The organism is Ancylobacter mangrovi (assembly GCF_024752335.1).
In the GTDB taxonomy this organism is placed as follows: Bacteria; Pseudomonadota; Alphaproteobacteria; order Rhizobiales; family Xanthobacteraceae; genus Ancylobacter; species Ancylobacter mangrovi.
Window position 1 is genome coordinate 15,199 of sequence record NZ_JANTHY010000011.1, and the last position, 15,747, is coordinate 30,945.

Sequence of the window (15,747 nt, forward strand, 5' to 3'; positions counted from 1 at the left end):
ACATGCGCGCATTCTCCACCCTCGCGGCTGCGAGCCTGATCGCGCTCTTCGCCGCCGGCGCGGCGGCCCAGCAGGCCGGTTCGGCCGGCCAGGGCACGGGCGGGTTCTCGATGACGCCGCCGATCCCGGGCTACAACGGCTCCGCGGCCCCGGCGGCGACGCCCGCTCCCCGCACGGCCGCCTCCAGCACGCCGGCCCCTGCGGCATCGCCCGCTCCCGCGCCGTCGGTTTCGGCGCAGGCCTCCCCGGACAGCGGCTCGGGCGCGACCTCGCGCGTGCCGGCCTTCACCCAGCCGAGCTTCCCCTCGGCCGCGGCGGGGGCGCCTGCCCCGGTCACGCAGAACCGCACGGCGCCGATAGCGCAGGCGCCCCAGACCCCGCAGCCGCCGGCCCCCGCGGCGCCTGCGCCCTCGACCTCCGCGCCCTCCACCTCCGCGCCCAATACCGGGATCGACCTGCCCGGCGAGCCGGGCGCGCCCGCGCCCTCCGCGGCGCCGTTCCAGATGGTTCCCGGCCAGCCGGCCCCGGTGATCACGCCGATCCCGAGCGCCAACACGGCGCCGTCGGCGCCGGCGCGCCCGGACCGCTACATCATTCCGCAGCCGCGCATGATCTTCGCCGGCGAGGTCGCCTCGCGCGCCTGGGTCGTGTTCCTCAATGCCGACGAGGCGTCGCGGGAGGCGACCTTCCTGCTGAGCTTCATCAACTCAGTCGTGGTGATGCCGGAGACCTCGCGCATCCGCGTCACCATCAACGGCCAGGCGATCATCGAGACGCCGATCGCCTCCTCGCAGGAGCCCTCCAGCTTCTCGACGCCGATCCAGCGCGGCATCCTGCGCGCCGGTGCGAACCTGGTCCGCATCGACGTCGTGCAACGCCACCGCACCGACTGCACCGTCACCGCCACCTATGAGCTCTGGACCGAGATCAACAACGAGGGCACCGGCATCTCCTTCAGCGGCGGGCGTCCGCCGCTGACCGGCGGTCTCGACGACCTGCCCTCGGTCGGCTTCGACGAGACCGGCGTCACCTCGATCCGCGTCATCACGCCCGGCCCGATCGAGGGCGGCGGCAGCACCCGCGTGCTGCGCGCGGTGCAGGGGCTCGCCGTGCGCGGGCAGTTCCCCAACCCGTCCGTGACGATGGCGGAAGGCGCGCAGGGGCCGACCCCGCCGGGCGGGCTGACCATCGTCATCGGCACCGCCTCCGAGCTGCCGCGGCTGATGGCGACCCATCTCGCCGAGGCCAGCCAGAGACCGATCACCAGCTTCGTGCAGGATGACCGGCTGGGAGGGCCGACGCTCGTCATCTCCGGGCCGACGCCCGCCGATGTCGACCGCGCCATCGACCGGCTGAACAGCTTCTCGATCGACCAGAGCGAAGCGATCAACACCCAGACCCGCTGGTCGCCCAACGCGCCGATCTTCGACGGCGCGCGCAATGTGCGGCTCGCCGAGCTCGGCGTCACCACCCAGGAGTTCTCGGGCCGCCGCCTGCGGGCCGAGTTCCAGATCGCCCTGCCGCCGGACTTCTTCGCCGAGGCCTATGGCAACGCCACGCTGTTTATCGACGCCGCCTTCACCGCGGCGGTCCGCCCCGGCAGCCACATCGACCTCTATGTGAACCAGCAGATCGCCTCGACCCTGCCGATCACCACGCGCGGCGGCGGGCTGCTCCAGCACCAGGCCATGTTCGTTCCGCTGCGCAACTTCCGCGCCGGCATCAACCGGCTGTGGCTCGAGGTCGTGCTCGACACCGAGTCCGACGCGCGCTGCCTGCCCGGCGCCACCCTGCCGGCCGACAACCGCTTCGTGCTGTTCGATTCCTCGGAATTCTCGATCGGCAATTTCGCCCGCATCGGCCGCATGCCCGACCTCGCCGCCTTCACGGCGAACGCCTTCCCCTACTATCTCGACGGCAGCCCGATCGCGGTCGTGCTGGCGCGCCAGGACGCCTCGACCCTGTCGGCGGCGAGCACGCTGATCGCCCGGCTCGCCCTGTCCAAGGGCACGCCGCTGCCGATCGACGCCTCCCCCGCCTCCGTGACGCTGGGCGAGCGCAACGCGATCTTCGTCGGCGGCATCGACCACATCTCGGCCAGCGTGCTGAACCAGGTCGGCGTCGCCGAATCGACCCGCGCCAACTGGGTGGTCTCGGCCGGCGACGAGGCCGCCGGCGATTCGGCCAGCGAGAGCTACGACAACGTGCTGGAGCGCTTCCGCAGCCGGCGCGCGGGCGAGACCCCGGCCATCCCGACCGAGCAGCCGCGCGAGCACAACACGCCGGAGATCTACGAGCGCTGGCGCGAGAACGTGCAGAGCCGCGGCGGCATCTACGCGATCATCGACAGCTTCGAGAGCTGGCTGCGCAGCACCTTCTCCATCGGCTTCGATTCGCTGCGGATCCAGGAAGGCCCGCGCACCATGTACGAGCCGCCGCCGCGCACCTCGATCCTGATGGCGCAGGGCTCCAGCACCAATGGCAACGGCGCCTGGACGCTGGTCACCGCCCGCACCTCGGACGCGCTGGCGGGCACCATGGCGCGCTTCACCTCGGACCCGGTGTGGAACCGCATCGGCGGCCAGGCGGTCGCGTTCCAGAATTCCACCGGCGAGGTCGAGCGGCGTGACGCGGGCGCGTTCCGGTTCATCGTCACCCAGCCGCTGAGCTTCTCGAACTTCCGCATGATCGCCGCCAACTGGCTTTCGACCAACATCATGCCTTATGCTCTGATGCTGCTGATCGCCGGTACCCTGCTGGGTATCTGTACCGCGTTTCTCCTGCGCAGACTGGGACGCCCTACATGATGCGATACCTGCTAGCTGGCGTCCTTCTGCTTGCGTGCGGGGTTCTTCAGGCAATGGCTCAGTCCCAGACCCTCATCTCGCAGGAGGCCTGGGCGACCTATATGAAGCAGTTCGTCCAGGACAATGGACGGGTCGTCGACGAGGCGAATGGCGGCATCAGCCACAGCGAGGGCCAGGGCTATGGAATGCTTCTGGCGTTTTTGGCTGGTGACAGAAGCAACTTCGAGCGCATATGGAGTTTCACGCGTACCGAGTTGCTGATTCGCGACGACGGACTCGCTGCATGGCGCTGGGACCCGAATTCAAATCCTCACGTGACCGACGTCAACGCGGCGAGCGATGGCGATTTGTTAATTGCCTATGCTCTGGCGAGGGCCGGCCGCACTTGGGGAATTCAGGGATATACGGACAGCGCCACCCGCATTGCACGGGCAATCGGCCACAAGCTTGTGGTTCAGAACGGCAGCCGTCTGGTGCTGCTGCCGGGCGCCACCGGCTTCTCGTCGTCCGACCGCAAGGACGGCCCGATCCTCAATCTATCCTATTGGATCTTCGAGACTTTTCCCGTCATGGCGCAGCTCGCGCCGGAAACCGACTGGGCGGCGCTCGCCAAGAGCGGCCTGGAGCTGTTGACCATTGCGAAGCTCGGTCCGGCCCGGCTCCCGCCGGACTGGATCTCGGCGCCCGACAACGCGCCGGTGACCGTGGCCGACGGGTTCCCGCCGGTCTTCGGTTACAATTCGTTAAGGATATCTCTTTACCTGTTGCGTGCAGGGATAGCGGACGCAGAGTTACAAGAGTCATTCCGCCGGAGCTGGCTGACGGAGAACGGGGGAAGTCCCGCCATCGTCGACATTCCGACCGGACGCGTGCTTACGCGGCTGACCGACCCGGGCTATCGGATGCTCGGCGCGGTTCTGGCATGTGCTCTCAATGCGACCCCTATTCCGCAAGACCTGCGGCGGTTTGAGCCCACGCTCTACTACCCGTCGACACTGTATCTTTTGGGTTGGGCCCTGGTCGCGGAGAAATATCCGAGATGTCTCTAAAGCGAGCTGCCTTGCTGATCGTGCTTGCGGGAGCCATCGTTCCCGCGATCGCCCAGCAAGTCCAGCTCCCTGGAGGCTCCGGCAACTCCACCAATAGCGGCTCCCGCCCCAAGGTCGACGAGACCGCCCTGCGCTACTTCGCCTCCCAGGGCGACACCCGCCGCCTCGAGGCCGAGATCGCCCGCCTGCGCGCGCTCTATCCCGAGTGGTCGCCGCCCGCCGACCTGTTCGGTCCGCAGACCGACACCGAGCTGGAGCGGATGTGGAAGCTCTACGCTGACGGCAAGTATTCGGACGTGCGCAGCGCCATCGCCGCCCGCCAGGCCGCCGACCCGCAATGGGACCCGCCGGCCGACCTGCTCGCCCGCCTCAACGAGGCCGAGGGCCGCCAGCGCCTGATCAACGCTTCCGACGCCCAGCAGTGGAACACGGTGCTGCGCATCGCCACCGAAGCGCCGGGCCTTCTGACCTGCGCCAATGTCGACATACTGTGGCGCGTCGCCGAGGCCTTCGCCAAGACAGACCAGACCCCGCGCGCCCTCGACGCCTACACCTACGTGCTCACCAACTGCAACGACACCAGCGAGCGCGTGGCGACGGTGCAGAAGGCGATCCCGCTGCTGACGGACGACCAGATCCAGAACCTGCTCAAGCTTGAGCGCAAGGACGCGCAGGGCAAGCCGGAATTCGCCGTGCTGCGAGACGACCTGATCCGCCGGCGCATGGGCAAGGCGGCCGAGAACCCCGAATTCACCGTCCCCGAGGACGACATCACGCGGATGGAAGAACTCTCCAAGCAGAGCAGCGCTGCGGGCGACCCGCTGCTGCTCGGCTGGTACCTGTTCCGCCACGACGAGGCCAAGCGCGCGCTCGAATGGTTCAAGCTGGCGCTGGACCGCAAGGGCGGGCCGAAGGCGGCCGAGGGCTACGTGCTGGCGCTCAACTCGCTCGGCCGCGCGCTCGAGGCGGAGCCGATCGCCTATGAGTGGCGCGACAGCGCGCCCGAGAACAACAAGGCCTATCTCGACGTCGTCATCAGCCTGCTGACCGCCGATCCCCCGCCGGTGCTGGACGAGATCGTGCTCACGCGCTTCAGCCCGGTGGTGATGCGCGACAAGTACGTCCCCGGTGCGCAGGCACTCGGCTGGTACGCCTACAATACCGGGCAGATCGTCACCGCCCGCTCCTGGTTCGAGACCGCGCTCAACTGGGACCCGAACGACGAGCCCTCCGCCTACGGACTCGCCCTCGCCTACTGGCGGCTGAAGGACGGCGCGCGGCTCAACGCGCTGGTGCGGGCCTGGGGCACGCGCTCCGAGCGCATCGTCGCCCTGGTTGACCCGGCGGTCCGCGCCCGGCTGGAAGCGCGCAACGCCCAGTCCCAGATCACCACCTATACCGACCCGCTGGTTGCCGCCGCCGCCCGCCTGACCCCGACCCCGACCCTGCAGCCGCCCCCGCTCGGCGCGCCGAGCGCGACGCTGGGCTCGAACACGCAGTTCCAGCCGGTACCGGGTTCCACGGTGACGGCCTATGCGCCCACCAGCCAGTTCCAGCCGGTGCCGCAGTTCCAGGGTTCCTCGGCGCAGCCCGCGGCCCAGCCGGTGAGCTACACCGAGCCCACGACCTACACCGCGCCGCCGACCCCGCCGCGCCGCCGGAGCGTGACGCGCTCGGTCGCCCGCACCGGCAGCAGCGTGTCGGAATCCGGCGGCTCGGCCGGCGCCGCGCTCGCCCGCGCCTGGAAGCTGATGGAGCTCAACCGGCCGATCGAGGCGATCCCGGAGTTCGACTACGCGATCAAGTACGGCCAGGGCCGCACCGCCGAGGACGCCGCCTACGGCAAGTCCCTCGCCTATATGCGCAAAGGCATGACCAACGCCGCCCAGGCCGCCGCGCTCCAGGCACCGCAGAACCCGCGCCGCTCGCTGCAGCTCAGCGCGGACCTGCTGGCCCAGCGCGCTTACGAGTTCTATCGCGACGGGCGCTATGTCGAGGCGATCATCTCGCTCGACGAGCATGCCCGCCTCGCCCCCGAGCAGCAGGACATGATGCTGCTGCGCGCCTGGTGCTACTACCAGCTCCACGACTACCAGTCGGCCAAGCGCATCTTCAGCGCGCTGGCGGCCCAGGGCAACGTGAAGGCCAACGAAGGCATCAACGCGATCGCCGCCTCCACCCGCCAGCTCCGCGACGCCTACTGAGGGCGCGCCACAGGCTCCGCACCCAAGGTGCGGCGCCGGTCAGCGCGGCGCGGAGAGTGGCGGAAGAGAGTGGGAGTCGAACCCACCAGAGACCGGCTCGCGGCCCCTCCCGGATTTGAAGTCCGGACGCCCCACCAGGGACGCCTCTCTTCCAGAAGCTTCCGGCGCAGTCTCCCCGATCGGCCCGAACAGGTCCAGACGGTGCCGATTGATGCGCCTGAGATCTCCCCGGCGCAGCGTGACGCCGTGGCGGTCGAGGAATTCGAGGATCTGGATCGCCACCTTGCGCCCGACCGCATGCTCGCCATGCTCGATCCGGTCGCGGAAGGCGGCGGCCGCGAACTGTCCGCCGGGCGCGGCTTCGGCCAGCTCCCTCGCCATGGCCACCATCGCGGCGACGGTGGCGCGCAGGAAGAAGTGGTCGTGCGCCACCTCGTCGACCCGCCCCATGCGCCCGAGCAGCTTCATCAGCCGGCGGATATCGGCCTCCGGCTCGCCGGTCGCGCCGGCGATGTCGCGCACGCGCGGCGGGCGGAAGCGTTCGACCCCGGCGAGGCGCGGCTCGATCCGCTCCCACAGCAGCTCGTCGTCGCGGGTCAGGCGCACCTCGTGGCCGGGCAGCCGCACCCACGCTCCTTCCAGCACCAGCCACCCCTCGCCGGCCAGCCGCCGCAGCGCCTCGGCGAAGACCGGCCTGTCGAGGCGCGGCATCAGCGCCAGCCGCAGCTTCTCCGCGCCCATGCCCGCAAGGTCCGGATTGGCGTCGTGAAAGCGCGTCAGCTCGTCCAGCAGCGCGGTGCGGAAGCTTTCCCAGCGCCCGGCCGCGAGCACGACGCGCGCCTCGCCGGCGCTCAGCAGCACCAGCCCGGCATCGGCCGCGAGCGCTGCGGCGGCTTCCGCGCCCAGCGCCCGGTCGCGGGCGAAGGCGCCGAGCTCGACATGCCAGGGCTCGACCGCCAGCAGCCCGGCCAGCGCCTGCGCCGGGTCGGCCCGCTCCATCGCCTCGAGCTGGGCGAGGCGCGCGGGCGTGCGGCGGTGGCGCGCCGGGGCGCGCAAGTCGAGGAAGGTGCCCCCGCCAATGGTGCGCCGGGCGGAAGTGTCGCGGATCACGAAGCGGTCGCCGCAAGCCCCCGCGACCGGCCGGTCGAGCACGAGCTGCACCAGCGCCCGCCCTCCCGGCGGCACGGTCTCGGCCGACAGCGGCACCAGCCGCGCGCCGACCTCGGCGGAGGCATGATGCAGGCGCACCGGAAACCATTGCCCGAGCGGCTTGGGCTCTTCCGCCAGCACACGAAGGCGCACGTCGATGCGCGTGGTCGGCGCGTGCAGGGTCGGGTCAAGCACCATGTCGCCGCGCGCGATCGCCTCATGGGTCACGCCCTCGCCGGCAAGGTTCAGCGCGCAGCGGTCGCCGGCGACGCCGCGCTCGGCCTTGCGGTTCTGGGCATGGATGGAGCGCACCCGCGCGCCGAGCCCCGGAGGGCTGACCGTCACCCGGTCCCCCACCGCCACCGCGCCGGAGAGCACCGTGCCCGTCACCACCGTGCCGGCCCCGGCAAGGGTGAAGCAGCGGTCGACGGCGAGGCGGAAGCGGCCCTCCCCGCTGCGGGCGGCGAAATCCTGTGCTACGGCGACAAGCCGGGCGCGCAGCTCGTCGATTCCCTCGCCGGTCGCTGCGGAAACCGGAACGACCGGCGCGCCCTCGAGCACCGTGCCCTCGGCCAGCGCCGCGATCCCGGCCGCGACCGTGGCACGGCGGTCGGCATCTGCGAGGTCCGCCTTGGTCAGCGCGACGATGCCGTTCGCAATGCCCAGCAGGTCCAGCAGGGCGAGATGCTCGCGCGTCTGCGGCATCACCCCGTCGTCGGCGGCGACCACCAGCAGGGCGAAGTCGATCCCGCTCGCCCCGGCCAGCATGGTGTGGATGAAGCGCTCATGACCCGGCACGTCGATGAAGCCGAGCGTGCCGGCGTCGGTCGGCAGATAGGCGAAGCCGAGGTCGATGGAGATGCCGCGCGCCTTCTCCTCCTTCAGCCGGTCGGTATCGACCCCGGTCAGCGCACCGATCAGGGCCGTCTTGCCATGGTCGATATGCCCTGCCGTGCCGATGATCATGGCGCCGTCCCCAGTGCGCCGAGGCTGGCGAGGAAGCCGTCCGGGTCTTCCAGGCAGCGCAGGTCGAGCAGCAGCGCACCCTCGGCGATCCGCCCGATCACCGGCACCGGCAGCGCGCGCAGCGCCGCCGCCAGCCCGTTGAGCAGGCCGCCCGACGCCCCGCCGGCAGGGCGGATGGCGAGCGCGGCGCTCGGCAGCGTCTCCAGCGGCAGCGCGCCCGAGCCGATCTGGCTGGCGCAGTCCGCCACCTCGACCGAGAAATCCGCACCGAGCACCTGCGCGACCGGCCCGGCCAGCGCGGCGCCGAGCGCGGCAAGTTCCTCGCGCGTGCGGGTCAGCAGGCGCAGCGTCGGCAGCCTCTGCGCCAGCCGCTCCGGGTCGCGATAGAGCCGCAGCGTCGCCTCCAGCGCGGCAAGGCGGATCTTGTCGACCCGCAGCGCGCGCTTCATCGGATTCCTGTTGATCCGGGCGATCAGGTCGGCGCGCCCGACGATGAAGCCGGTTTGCGGCCCGCCCAGCAGCTTGTCGCCCGAGAAGGTGACGATGTCCGCCCCCTCCGTCACCGCCTCACGCACTGTCGGCTCATGGGCGAGGCCGAGCCGCGACAGGTCGACCAGCGTGCCCGAGCCGAGATCGTTCACCAGCGGCACGCCGCGCTCCCCGGCGATTTCGGCCAATTCGCGCGCACCAACCTCGCTGGTGAAGCCCTCGATCCGGTAGTTCGACGTGTGCACCTTCAGCACCAGCCCGGTCTCGGACGAAAGCACGCCGGCATAGTCCTTCGGGTGGGTGCGGTTGGTGGTGCCGACCTCGACCAGCTTCACCCCCGCCCGGGCCATGATGTCCGGCATGCGGAAGGCGCCGCCGATCTCGATCAGCTCGCCGCGCGAGACGATCGCCTCGCGGCCGAGGCCGAGCGTGTTGAGCACCAGCAGAACGGCGGCGGCGTTGTTGTTGACGACGGTAGCGTCCTCAGCACCGGTCAGCTCGACCAGCAGGTCGCGCACATGGTCGTCGCGCTCGCCGCGCCGGCCGGTGTCGAGGTCGAATTCCAGCGCCACGGCGGCGCGCATGGCGGCGGTCGCGGCCTCCACCGCCTCCTCCGCCAGCAGCGCCCGGCCGAGATTGGTGTGCAGCACCGTGCCGGTGAGGTTGAAGACCGGGCGCAGCCGGCCGCGCGCCGCCCGCGCCAGCGCGTCACCGGCGGCCAGCGCGACATGGTCGGGCGAGGGAAGGCTCGCGAGCTGGCCGGCCAGCAGGAAGCGGCGCACCTCCTCCAGCGCGGCGCGCACCGCCCCGGTCGCGGCGGCGCGTCCGAAGCGCTCGGCGGCGAGCCGGGCGGCCGGCGTCTTCAGCACGAGGTCGACCGAGGGCAGGTCGCGCAGCGAGGGTCGGTCGAGGGAGCCGTCGGCGGGAGCATCCATGGCGCGGGCCCTCAATAGCCGAGCAGGAAGGGGTTGAACGCGGCGCGCCGGTACGGGCCCTCCCGCATCATCAAGTCGAGCGCGAGCGTGCCGATGTCGTCCGCCATCGGCTCGATGGCGGGGTCCTTGTTCTGGTACATCACCTTCACATAGGTGCGGCACTCGTCGCAGGTCTCGGCCTTGATGGTGCCGGGGCTCTGCTCGATCTCCTGATAGCCGATGCCCTTGGTGGTGCCGCAGGAGCAGCAGCGTATGCGCACATAGTGCCAGAGCGTCGAGCACAGCGAGCAGGCGCAGAAGCGGTTGCCGTGCGCGTTCGGCCACTCGACGATGAGCGAGGCCACCGGCGGGCCGCCGCAGGCCGGACACACGCCGTCGCCGACCGGCTGCAGCGAAGGCGCGTCGAGCGCGGCGGCAAGCCGCGTGAAGTGCACCTGGAGGGCCGCGGCGACATAGATGTGCTCGGCCAGCATTTCCACCGGCATGGCGTGGGCGAGCACGTCGCGCACCATCTGCGCGCGCTGCGCCCCGTCCGCCGCGCTCACCCGGGCGAGCGCCTCGCCCGCCTCGTCCGGCATCGCGACCTGCGTGGCGGCATCGAACAGCGCGTCGAGCGTGGTCTCCAGCGTGTCGTCGAGCGTCGTGCCGGTCCGGTCGAGCGGCGGCATCTGGTGGGAGGCGGCGCGGGCCAGCATCTCCGCGTCCGGCATCTCGACCGGCGGCAGGCCGGCGAGGATCGCATGCTGGGCGTCGACCAGCCCGGCGACGAAGCTGAGATAGGGCTTGAGCGGGCTGACCTCGGCATAGGTCCCCAGCCGCGCGGCGCGCGCCGTGAACACGCTCGCAGGATCGGGCAGAACCGCGAAGGGCGGGGTCGAGACAGTGCCGATCACGCTGGGATCGGGCTGGGGAATGACTGACATGCTGTCCTCACGAACCGTACCGGCCACGTGGATACGCGACGTGGGCCCCTGCCGGGACCCGGAACCCTGCCGGGCGGCGACCGACCGCCGAAGCGGCGGCCGACCGGCCCGACGGGCGATATAGGGCACCGCCGGAGCGCCCGCCAGCCGCCGCCTCACGCGGGAGGCATACCGGCAGGCACGGAGGCCGGACGGCGGTTGTTCCGCCTACTCGGCCGGCGCGCGCGGGCCGCGGGCCCGCCGACCCACCAGCTCGCGCAGCCATTTGCGATGGTGGCGCCAGGCCCAGCCGCCGGTCACGCTGCCGCGCGTCATCGCGCCGATCGTTCCCTTCACCCAGATCGCGGCATAGACGTGGATGATCCACACGCAGATGATCACCACCGCGGTGATCGAATGCACCAGTATCGCGATGCGCTTCTGCTCGATGGTGGTGTAGGGGAAGAAGTACTGGTCCCACATCACCACGCCGGAGAGGATCAGGATCACGATCAGCCCCGACATGGACCAGAACACGCCCTTCTGGCCGGCATTGTACTTGCCGACCTCGGGCATCTTCTCCTCGTGACCCGCGAGCAGGTCCTTCGAATGCGCAACCCAGGTCACATCCTCGCGCGCCGGCAGGTTGGCGCGGAAGAAGCGGATGAACAGGATCATGAAGGAGAAGAACAGGACCACCCCGATCCAGGGATGGATGGCGCGCGTCCACTGCCCACCGCCGAACAGGGCGGTCAGGAAGAACAGCTTCGGCGTGTAGAGCGCCAGTCCCGACAGCGCGAGCAGCACCAGGCTGATCGCCGTGATCCAGTGGTTGATGCGCGCGGCGACGGTGTAGCGATCGACGATCACCGGGCGGCCGGGATGCACCGCGTCGCCCGCTTCGACATCGTCCGGAACCTCCGGAGCCTTCCGGTCGTAGGCCGTCATGGCGTCCTCCCCCGGCTTGGCGGCTCGGAAGGCGGGGATGGCGGCGGGGCGCTCCGGCCTTCGGCGAGCCTCTCGGCGTTCTCCTCATCCTCCTCCGTGACCTTGTTCGGCCCGGCGACGACATAGTGCAGGAGACCCGCGGCGGCGGCGAAACCCATCACGGCGAGGCCGACATATTTGGTCGCGCCCTTCCAGGCCTGCACGATCGGCGAGATGTGCGGATCGTCGGGCAGGTTGGCGTAGATGGACGGCTGGTCCGCGTGCGGCAGCACGTACATGACATGCGTGCCGCCCACGCCCTGCGGGTCATAGAGCCCGGCATTGTCGAAGCCGCGCGTCTTCAGGTCCTTGATGCGGAAATCCGCCCAGTCCTTCATCTCGTCCTTGGTGCCGAAGACGATGGCCTGGGTCGGGCACGCCTTCTGGCAGGCCGGCCCCTGCCCGACCGCGACGCGGTCCGAGCACAGCGTGCACTTGTAGACCGTGTTGTCGGCCTTCGACATGCGCGGGATGTCGAACGGGCATCCCTTGATGCAGTAGCCGCAGCCGATGCAGTTCTCGTGGATGAAGTCCACGATGCCGTTGGAGTACTGCACGATCGCGCCGGGCGAGGGGCAGGCCTTCAGGCAGCCCGGATCCTCGCAATGCATGCAGCCATCCTTGCGGATGAGCCATTCGAGATTGTCGGTCTGCGGGTTCACCCATTCGGTGAAGCGCATCAGCGTGAAGGTGTTCGCCGTCAGGTCCATGGGGTTGGTGTAGACCCCGTGGTTGAAGCCGATCTCCTCGTGCAGTTGGTTCCATTCGAGGCAGGCCGACTGGCACGCCTTGCAACCGATGCACTTGGAGATGTCGATCAGCTTGGCCACCTCGGTGAGCCGCTCGGCGGGCGGCGTCACCTCGGAGGCCGAGCGGCGCATGATATCCTTCTCGCCGAAGCGCGGCTTGGCCGCGGCCGGGTCGACGGACGGGTTGGGAATAGGTGGGAACATCGCGCCGCCTCCCTTACGCCACCGGCCCGGTCGAGGGCTCGATATTGACCATGAACGCCTTGTATTCCGGGGTCTGGATGTTGGCGTCGCCCACGAAGGGGGTCAGCACGTTGGCCGGGAAGCCCTTGCGGGCCGCGCCGACGAAGCCCCAGTGAATCGGCACGCCGACGACGTGGACGGTCTTGCCGTCGATCGTCATCGGCTTGATCCGCTTGGTCACCACCGCCTTGGCGAAGAGCGAGCCGCGCTTCGACCACACCCGGACCCAGCCGCCGAGCTCGATGCCCTTCTCCTTCGCCAGTTCCTCGGAAATCTCGACGAACTGCTCGGGCTGAAGGACCGAGTTCACGTGGTTGTTCTTGGTCCAGTAGTGGAAGTGCTCGGTGAGGCGGTAGGTCGTCCCCGCATAGGGGAAGGCCGGGTCGCCGATGTCGGCGAACTGCTTCCAGTCGTCCGCGAACACGCGCGCCGCCGGGTTGCCGCGCACCTTGGGTGCGATGACGTTGGCGACCGCGCTCTCGAACGGCTCGTAATGCACCGGGAACGGCCCCTCGCGCATCATAGTGCGAGCGAACAGGCGCCCGGTGCCCTCCGGGTTCATGATGAACGGCCCGACCTCGCGCGGATTGGCGGTCGGCGCGATGTCCGGCACGTCGTAGCCGGTCCATTTCTGGCCGTTCCACTCGATCAGCTTCCGCGAAGGGTCCCACGGCTTGCCGTCGAGGTCGCAGGAGGCGCGGTTGTAGAGGATGCGCCGGTTGGCCGGCCAGGCGAACGCCCAGTTGAGATAGGCGCCGGTATCGTCGGGATCGGAATTGTCCCGCCGCGCCATCATGTTGCCGGCCTCGGTGAAGCTGCCGGTGAACAGCCAGCAGCCGGACGCCGTGGTGCCGTCGTCGCGCAGCTGGCCGAAGCCGGAGAGCTGCTTGCCGCCCTCGAGCAGCCGCTTGGTCGGGTCGTTCGGATCGAACACGTCGACCAGAGCCGAGCCGTTCATCTCCCTGGCGAGCTCGGCGGGGGTAGGCTCGCCGGGGTCCTGATAGGCCCAGTTGAGGTTGACGATCGGATCCGGGAAGGCGCCGCCCTCCTTGCGGTAGAGATCGCGCAGGCGCAGGAAGATCTGCGCCATGATCCAGCTGTCGTGCTGGGCTTCGCCCGGAGGCGAGCCGCCCGCCCAGTGCCATTGCAGCCAGCGGCCGGAATTCACCAGCGCGCCCTCGTCCTCCGCGAAGCAGGTCGTGGGAAGCTGGATCACCTCGGTCTGGATGCTCGCCGGGTCCGCCTGGTTGAAATCGCCATGGTTCTCCCAGAACCGCGCGGTCTCGGTCTCGAGCGGGTCCATGATCACGAGCAGCTTCAGCTTGGCGAGCCCCTCGGCGAGCTTGGCCTTGTTGGGGAAGGCCTGCAGCGGATTGAACCCCTGGCAGAAATAGAGGTTCATCTTGCCCTGCTTCATCCGCTCGAAGGCGAGCAGGATGTCGTATTGCGGCACGTCGAGCTTGGGCAGGTAGTTGTAGGCCCACTCGTTCTCCGCCGTCGCGGCGTTGCCGAACATCGACTTCATGAAGCTGACGAAGAACTTGCGGTAGTTCTGCCAGTAGCTCATCTGGTTCGGCCGCAACGGCTTGAAGCCGCGGGTCGACATGTAGGTCGCGAAGTCCGGCTCGCTGTCCCTGGGGATGTTCAGATAGCCCGGGATGAGGTTGCTCAGCAGCCCGAGATCGGTCAGCCCCTGGATGTTGGAGTGGCCGCGAAGCGCGTTCACCCCGCCGCCGCGCATCCCGATATTGCCGAGGATGAGCTGCAGCATCGCCATGCAGCGGATGTTCTGCGCGCCCTTGGAGTGCTGGGTCCAGCCGAGCGCGTACATCGAGGTCATGATCTTGTTCGGCGCCGAGCACTCGCCGATCATCTCCGCCACCTTCAGGAACTTGTCCTTCGGCGTGCCGCAGATGCGCTCGACCACTTCCGGCGTGTAGGCGGCGACGTGCTCCTTCAGCAGGTTCCAGACGCAGCGCGGATTGGCCAGCGTCTCGTCGACCACCGCATAGCCGTCGTCGCCGATCTGGTAGTCCCAGGTGGAGCGGTCGTAGTCGCGCTTCTCCTCGTCATAGCCGGTGAACAGGCCGTCATGGTACTCGAAGCCCTCCTTCACCACGAAGGTCGCGTTGGTGAAGGGCTTCACATAGTCCCAGAGCACCTTGTCGTTGATGATGCACTGGTTGATGACGCCCAGCAGGAAGGCGATGTCGGTGCCCTGCCGGATCGGCGCGTAATAGTCCGCCACCGCCGCCGAGCGGTTGTAGCGCGGGTCGACGACGATCAGCTTGGCGCCACGGTTGGCCTTCGCCTCCGTGACCCATTTGAAGCCGCACGGATGCGCCTCGGCGGCGTTGCCGCCCATGATGATGGCGAGGTCGGTATTCTTGATGTCCGTCCAGGAGTTGGTCATTGCTCCACGGCCGAAAGTTGGGGCGAGACTCGCCACCGTCGGGCCGTGTCAGACGCGTGCCTGGTTGTCGAACGCCAGAATGCCGGTCGCGCGCACCACCTTGTAGGTGGCGAACGCGGTTTCGTTGGTGGTCGCCGAGGCGGCCAGGAAGCCGGCGGTCAGCCAGCGGTTCACCGTGACGCCCGCCTCGTTGGTCGGGATGAAGTTCGCGTCGCGGTCGTCCTTCATGGCGCGGGCGATCTTGTCGAGCGCCGCGTCCCAGGAGATCGGCTCGAACCGGTCGGACCCGGCCTTGCGCAGCATCGGCCGCGTCAGGCGCGTCTCCGACTTCACGATGTCGAGGAGCGCCGCGCCCTTGGGGCACAGCGTGCCGCGATTGGTGGGATGGTCCGCATCGCCCTCGATATGGACGATGTTGGCCTTCTCGCCCTTCCTGAGGTCGCCCTTCGAATAGAGGATGATGCCGCAGGCGACCGAGCAGTAGGTGCAGGTGTTTCGCGTTTCCGTGGTGTTCACCAGGCGGAACGGCTTGACCGCCGCGGCCACCGCCGCCTCCGCCTCGCTGAAGCCGAAGGCTCCGAGCGTCGTCCCCGCGATCCCCGCCCCGGACGTTTTCAGGAACGTCCTGCGCGAGAGCTCCATGTTCATGTGAGCCTCCCGAGTTGCCGTTGCGAAACCCATCACGCGATAGGCATCGCTGATCAACGACGCTAACTTTTTCACTGTTCCAATGTCAAACCGTCTAAAGACGTAGCCGGCCGGAAAAACGCTTTCATTCCAATAACCTCTCTGCCCCTGCCGTGCGTTCTGACAATATTGCGATGCGGGAGGGCCGGCTTTGGCCCGCCGGCCGA

General features: G+C 69.3%; 8 protein-coding genes, 1 tRNA gene and 1 pseudogene. 3 read left to right on the top strand and 7 right to left on the bottom strand.

Going from position 1 to position 15,747, the window contains the following annotated elements:
* Positions 1 to 2: 2 nt before the first annotated feature.
* The 3 genes from NVS83_RS21440 to NVS83_RS21450 are packed head-to-tail and all read left to right on the top strand — an operon-like array spanning position 3 to position 6,060.
* A complete protein-coding gene (locus NVS83_RS21440) occupies positions 3 to 2,807 on the top strand; it encodes a cellulose biosynthesis cyclic di-GMP-binding regulatory protein BcsB (protein ID WP_258741195.1) in 2,805 nt (934 codons plus the stop codon).
* On the top strand, positions 2,804 to 3,856 hold the full coding sequence (locus NVS83_RS21445) for a family 8 glycosyl hydrolase (protein ID WP_374115101.1): 1,053 nt from the start codon (positions 2,804 to 2,806) through the stop codon (positions 3,854 to 3,856). The genes NVS83_RS21440 and NVS83_RS21445 overlap by 4 nt, the downstream gene beginning before the upstream one ends.
* Positions 3,857 to 3,876: 20 nt before the next feature.
* Complete coding sequence (locus NVS83_RS21450; RefSeq protein ID WP_258741404.1) at positions 3,877 to 6,060, top strand: tetratricopeptide repeat protein; 2,184 nt, start codon at positions 3,877 to 3,879, stop codon at positions 6,058 to 6,060.
* A gap of 57 nt (positions 6,061 to 6,117) precedes the next feature.
* Here NVS83_RS21450 and NVS83_RS21455 read toward each other — a convergent pair.
* From NVS83_RS21455 to fdnG, 7 genes and pseudogenes are all read right to left on the bottom strand, one after another.
* A tRNA-Sec gene (locus tag NVS83_RS21455) sits at positions 6,118 to 6,213 on the bottom strand.
* A gap of 117 nt (positions 6,214 to 6,330) precedes the next feature.
* Positions 6,331 to 8,175: pseudogene (selB, locus tag NVS83_RS21460) on the bottom strand (selenocysteine-specific translation elongation factor); the annotation flags it as partial.
* Positions 8,172 to 9,599 (bottom strand): L-seryl-tRNA(Sec) selenium transferase, encoded by a 1,428-nt coding sequence (selA, locus tag NVS83_RS21465; protein ID WP_258741196.1) that lies wholly within the window; start codon positions 9,597 to 9,599, stop codon positions 8,172 to 8,174. The gene selA and the pseudogene selB, both read right to left, overlap by 4 nt.
* Before the next feature lie 11 nt (positions 9,600 to 9,610).
* The gene (gene fdhE / locus NVS83_RS21470) at positions 9,611 to 10,522 is read right to left on the bottom strand and encodes a formate dehydrogenase accessory protein FdhE (protein WP_258741197.1); all 912 of its coding nucleotides are present in this window, start codon (positions 10,520 to 10,522) and stop codon (positions 9,611 to 9,613) included.
* A 207-nt stretch (positions 10,523 to 10,729) separates the two neighbouring features.
* A complete protein-coding gene (locus tag NVS83_RS21475; protein WP_258741198.1) occupies positions 10,730 to 11,449 on the bottom strand; it encodes a formate dehydrogenase subunit gamma in 720 nt (239 codons plus the stop codon).
* The gene (fdxH, locus tag NVS83_RS21480) at positions 11,446 to 12,441 is read right to left on the bottom strand and encodes a formate dehydrogenase subunit beta (protein WP_309486237.1); all 996 of its coding nucleotides are present in this window, start codon (positions 12,439 to 12,441) and stop codon (positions 11,446 to 11,448) included. The genes NVS83_RS21475 and fdxH overlap by 4 nt, the downstream gene beginning before the upstream one ends.
* A gap of 13 nt (positions 12,442 to 12,454) precedes the next feature.
* A complete protein-coding gene (gene fdnG, locus NVS83_RS21485) occupies positions 12,455 to 15,541 on the bottom strand; it encodes a formate dehydrogenase-N subunit alpha (protein ID WP_258741200.1) in 3,087 nt (1,028 codons plus the stop codon).
* Positions 15,542 to 15,747: the final 206 nt, after the last annotated feature.

Excerpts from the sequence above, each read along its gene's own strand:
- NVS83_RS21440 (WP_258741195.1), top strand. The coding sequence starts at position 3 with ATGCGCGCATTCTCCACCCTCGCGGCTGCGAGCCTGATCGCGCTCTTC.
- NVS83_RS21445 (WP_374115101.1), top strand. The coding sequence starts at position 2,804 with ATGATGCGATACCTGCTAGCTGGCGTCCTTCTGCTTGCGTGCGGGGTT.
- selA (WP_258741196.1), bottom strand. The coding sequence starts at position 9,599 with ATGGATGCTCCCGCCGACGGCTCCCTCGACCGACCCTCGCTGCGCGAC.
- fdhE (WP_258741197.1), bottom strand. The coding sequence starts at position 10,522 with ATGTCAGTCATTCCCCAGCCCGATCCCAGCGTGATCGGCACTGTCTCG.
- NVS83_RS21475 (WP_258741198.1), bottom strand. The coding sequence starts at position 11,449 with ATGACGGCCTACGACCGGAAGGCTCCGGAGGTTCCGGACGATGTCGAA.
- fdxH (WP_309486237.1), bottom strand. The coding sequence starts at position 12,441 with ATGTTCCCACCTATTCCCAACCCGTCCGTCGACCCGGCCGCGGCCAAG.